Below are 4,077 nucleotides of genomic sequence, written 5' to 3'. Positions count from 1 at the left end.
AACGTCGCTCCTTTGCTGCCCGCCGCCTCACACATCGATCCCGTTCGCTAGCAGCTGGCCTCTCGCCGGTCAACGTAATCAGTGACGGTCCTGTTCAAGTGCTTACTCCCTGACATGGGCGCTCCGAAAAGGTTTGGCGACGGACTGTTCCGGCCGCTACGCGCGGTCAGATCGGCCACGCCGTGGCCTAAGCGTACGAAAAAATCCGTTTCTTGAGGGCACCCCATCTCCAGCCTTGGAAAAAACTGGGTTGTGTGAGCCATGCGGCAATCCATAACAAAAACACTATGGTATGCAAAAAAATGTTTAACTATCGTGAATATACGTCCGGTCCTATGCTTGGCTCATGCAGTTAGCAGTTGGGAGTCGAATCATGGGACATGCCACTATCACGTCTTGCACTCCTGCGGCGATGCAGGTGCGGTGGCATCTCGGAGTTGGAAGCGAACCGGCTCTCGGCGCACATCTCGTAACACCTCGCCGCGCATACAGTCACCACGGCATCTATGTCGGCAAGGGCAATGTAGTGCACTACGCCGGACTTGCCCGGTCTTTGCATCGCGGCCCTGTCGAGGAAGTGACGATTGCATGCTTCGCCGCAGGGCGCGAAGTCTGGATCGAGCCGGGTGATCGTCCAGGTTACGCCGACCGGCAAGTTGCAGAACGGGCGCGCTCGCGCCTTGGCGAGGATCGATACAGGCTCCTGACCAATAACTGCGAGCACTTCTGTGCGTGGTGCCTGTATGGCGAAAGCCGCAGCGAGCAAGTGCGCGTGTGCCTGACTTATCCGTGGGCGGCCATGCGCGCAGCGGTGGGCCTGTTCAAGATGTCGATCAATTACTTCGCTGCGATGGTCTGCAACCACGCGGATGCGTTGCTTGACGTAAAAAGCAGCTGCGCCGGCGCCACCGCCAATGAGCGCTTGATAGGTCAGGCGATGTCCCGCCACGCGTAAGCGTACCCGTGTATTTCGGAGCAACGTGACCGACCGTTTCGGGATCCTGACCGGCAATTTGTGGCAAGGTTGTTTTCGTCACCTCGCGATTAAGCGTTGCAAGCCGTCACTTTCGTCTGTGGGCGCCCGTGGCAACCGGCTGGAAACCCAAGCCGTGCGGGCTCCTGATGCTGTTGACCATGCTCTTATAAGGAGGCTGCGGGTTGTGCCGCGCATCAGCAAATGACGACTACCCTTGTTTATTCCCATGCTGCGTGTCTGGAGCATCGCCCCGGCCCTAGCCATCCGGAGTCGCCGGAACGTCTGAACGCCGTGCTGCGCGCGTTGCGGTCGCCGGAATTCTCGTCGTTGGAATGGCGCGATGCGCCGATGGGCACACTCGACCAGGTGCAATTGATCCACGACCGCGGCTTTGTCGATGAGGTCGCGGACATCGCCCCGCAGCATGGCTATATGCCTCTCGATGCCGGCGACACGGTGATGTCGCCGGGCTCGTGGGAAGCCGTGATGCGCTGCGTCGGAGCGGCTTGTGCTGGCGTCGACGCGGTGATGAATGTGCAAGCACGCAACGTATTTTGTGCCACCCGCCCGTGTGGTCACCACGCCGAGCCAGCCAGGGCAATGGGTTTTTGCATTTTCAATCAGGCTGCGATCGCTGCAGCCTACGCTTATGAAGTACACAAGCTGGAGCGCGTCGCGGTCGTCGACTTCGACGTCCATCATGGCAACGGTACCCAGGCAGCCTTTTTCGACCGGCCGGGGCTGTTTTACGCTTCCAGCCACCAGTCGCCTTTCTATCCCGGCACGGGCGCCCCATCCGAGACCGGCGTGAACCACAACATCGTCAATGTCGCGTTGCCCCGTGGCTGTGATTCGGCGCTCTTCCGTGCTCGGATAGAAGCCGGCATGTTGCCGGCGATACGCCACTTCAACCCCCAACTCATCGTCATTTCGGCCGGCTTCGACGCGCACCGACTGGATCCGCTCGCAGGCTTGAACCTCGAGGACGACGATTTCCACTGGATTACCAGTGAGCTGATGCGTATTGCCGATGCGACGTGCGAGGGGCGCATCGTCTCGATTCTCGAGGGGGGCTACAGTCTGGACGGCCTGGCCACCAGCACGGCCGCGCATGTTCGTGCGTTGATGGGTGTTGAGGCCCACCAATTGGGGCGATAGGTGCAGCAATGCGACTGATACAGGCGCCGCCGCTGCTTTGCGGCGGTACGTTCGACGGTACCGGCTCACAGACTTCAGTGCTTGCCCCACGTTGCGCGCAGGCCGCAACACCGAAGCGGGTAACGTGTTTGCGAAATACGGCGTGACGGTCGGCATGGGACTCGACGAAGCCGGCATCAACGAAGACCGCGACATGCTGCAGGAGATGCGTCTGGCGTTGCGCGTGCATCGCACGCCCGGCATGGACGACGACGTGCCGACCTGTGCCCAGATCCTGAAAATGGCGAGCGAGGACGGCGCGCACACGACACCGTTCGGCCGAGGAAAGCGGCGGCTTGCTGGGTCCGGGATGGCTGCTTGCGAACGGCATCGTGAAGCCCGACTTCGCGATCTGCGCCGGCTTCTCATTTGCGATTACGACCGCTCACAACGGTTGCGTTCATCTCGAAGGCTGGCTACGAAAACCGTTGCGCTTGCGCTCAGCGATTTACTGAAGGAGCGCGAGGACCGCGCCGTTGCCGATTCGATTTTGAGCGACGGCTGCATCCACTGCGGGTCTGTGCGCACTTCCGCAGGCGCACGGGTCCGCCCATGATAGGCGCGCTAGCCGCGCCTATGCCGCGCGCGGGACCCTCACCGTCCGGCCCGCGCCTTCCGAAGATGAAGAAGCAGCCTGAACCGGCGCTTGCTGCGCAATGCGCTCGCGCAGCTTGATCAATGCCAGCACCGTATCGATCGTCGGCGTTGCCTCGCCGACCAGCCGGCCCATTTCCTGGACGACGGTGAGCAGCGGGTCGATCTCCATCGGACGGTTGGCTTCGAGATCCTGCAACATCGAGGTCTTGTGGGCGCCGACCGCACCCGCGCCATCGATACGCCTTTCGACATCCACGCGGAAATGCACGCCTAAGCGGTCGCCGATCGCTTTAGCTTCCAGCATCATCGTTCGCGATACCGCGCGCGTGGCCCGATTGCTCGTGATGACGTCCAGCGTCGCGTGGGTCAGCGCGCTAATCGGATTGAAGCAGAGATTGCCCCATAGCTTCAGCCAGATTTCGTCGCGGATAGTGTCGCGGATCGGCGCGTCCAGACCCGCCGACACCATGATTTCGTGCAGTTTCTGGATCCGCGCCGTACGTTCGCCGCCCGGCTCGCCAATCGGGAACTTCTTGCCGTACACGTGGCGAATCACGCCCGGTTCGACGATTTCGGCCGCCGGATACACCACGCAACCGATCGCCCGCTCGGGTCCGAGCTGGTTCCACTGCTTGCCGCCCGGGTCGATGCTGTCGAGCGTGGTGTCGGCGAATTCGCCGCCATGCTTGTAGAAATACCAGTACGGGATCCCGTTTACGGCGGTAACGATCGCCGTGTCCGGCCCCAGCAAGGGCTGCATCGCGCCCACCACGCCCGGCACCGAATGCGCCTTCAGCGCAACGATCACGTAGTCCTGCACGCCGAGTTCACGCGGGTCCGCTGAGCAACGCACGTTGACGATACGCTCGGCACCGTCGATCTGCAGACGTACGCCGTTTGCCTGCATGGCGGCGAGGTGCGGGCCGCGCGCCACGAAACTGACGGCGGCGCCTGCCAATGCGAGTTGCGCACCGAGGTACGCGCCGATCGCGCCGGCGCCATAAATACAGATCTTCATCTGTCTCCTCCTGTTTTTAAGGCACGAACGCTGTCGCGTCGAAATCGACATCCGTTTCAACTCCGACGATGCGAATTTTTCCAGGCGGTGCGTAATGCCCGTGCGCCATATCGCGGGCGCAAGCGACGCCGCCGCCGCAGGCTTCGCCGCTTATGCTCGAGCGGGCGTCAACCCAGCGCGATGGCCCGCCAGCGCCTCACGCACGATCTGGCACAACGCCTCCTTGTTCGGCGTATCGAGCACTGCCAGCAGCGCGCGCCGCATGCGCGGCTCCCAGAAGCGGCGGATA

4 protein-coding genes and 2 pseudogenes are annotated in these 4,077 nt (G+C 62.1%); 4 read left to right on the top strand and 2 right to left on the bottom strand.

Going from position 1 to position 4,077, the window contains the following annotated elements:
- Positions 1 to 412 precede the first annotated feature (412 nt).
- The 4 genes and pseudogenes from M0D67_RS41725 to M0D67_RS41710 form a co-directional block, all read left to right on the top strand.
- A complete protein-coding gene (locus M0D67_RS41725) occupies positions 413 to 955 on the top strand; it encodes a lecithin retinol acyltransferase family protein (protein WP_233465457.1) in 543 nt (180 codons plus the stop codon).
- Between the two features lie 222 nt (positions 956 to 1,177).
- On the top strand, positions 1,178 to 2,134 hold the full coding sequence (locus M0D67_RS41720) for a histone deacetylase family protein (RefSeq protein WP_171929038.1): 957 nt from the start codon (positions 1,178 to 1,180) through the stop codon (positions 2,132 to 2,134).
- A pseudogene (locus M0D67_RS41715) lies at positions 2,106 to 2,426 on the top strand (hypothetical protein); the annotation flags it as partial. The gene M0D67_RS41720 and the pseudogene M0D67_RS41715, both read left to right, overlap by 29 nt.
- Positions 2,427 to 2,454: 28 nt before the next feature.
- Positions 2,455 to 2,583, top strand: a pseudogene (locus M0D67_RS41710) (peptidase M20); the annotation flags it as partial.
- Positions 2,584 to 2,747: 164 nt separating this feature from the next.
- Here the strand turns inward: M0D67_RS41710 and M0D67_RS41705 are convergent.
- Positions 2,748 to 3,788: a 2-dehydropantoate 2-reductase gene (locus tag M0D67_RS41705; protein WP_154567845.1), complete on the bottom strand. Its 1,041-nt coding sequence runs from the start codon at positions 3,786 to 3,788 to the stop codon at positions 2,748 to 2,750.
- A gap of 150 nt (positions 3,789 to 3,938) precedes the next feature.
- Positions 3,939 to 4,077, bottom strand: a 139-nt coding sequence (locus tag M0D67_RS41700; RefSeq protein ID WP_266243586.1) for a formate dehydrogenase subunit delta, incomplete at its 5' end; no start/stop codon positions are given.

Origin of the sequence: Paraburkholderia sp. SECH4 (assembly GCF_030511745.1) — a bacterium.
Classification (GTDB): domain Bacteria; phylum Pseudomonadota; class Gammaproteobacteria; order Burkholderiales; family Burkholderiaceae; genus Paraburkholderia; species Paraburkholderia madseniana.
This window is presented reverse-complemented; position numbering and strand designations above follow the sequence as displayed.